Raw genomic sequence first — 218 nt, 5'->3', positions numbered from 1 at the left:
TGATCGTGGGCAAGCGCACCGAGAACAGCGGCACGACCAGGGTCCGCCGCTATGTCGTCGAGGTCCCGGCCGAGCAGGAGGTGACGCTGTATGACGAGAGGGTCGTAGTTGAGCGGCGCCGGCCCGTCACCGATCAGGCAAGCGGAGAGACCTTGACCGAGCTCACCGTCGAGATGGTGGAAACCTCTGAGGTGCCGCTCGTGGCCAAGGGGGTCAGG

At 66.1% G+C, this 218-nt stretch carries 1 protein-coding gene; it reads left to right on the top strand.

Translation table 11 applies throughout. The annotated features are described in order from the left end of the window. On the top strand, positions 1–218 hold a 218-nt coding region (locus WDW90_RS40475), incomplete at both ends, for a DUF2382 domain-containing protein (RefSeq protein WP_336493151.1).

Origin of the sequence: Methylobacterium nigriterrae, from assembly GCF_037106235.1 — a bacterium.
Classification (GTDB): Bacteria; Pseudomonadota; Alphaproteobacteria; order Rhizobiales; family Beijerinckiaceae; genus Methylobacterium; species Methylobacterium nigriterrae.
This window is presented reverse-complemented; position numbering and strand designations above follow the sequence as displayed.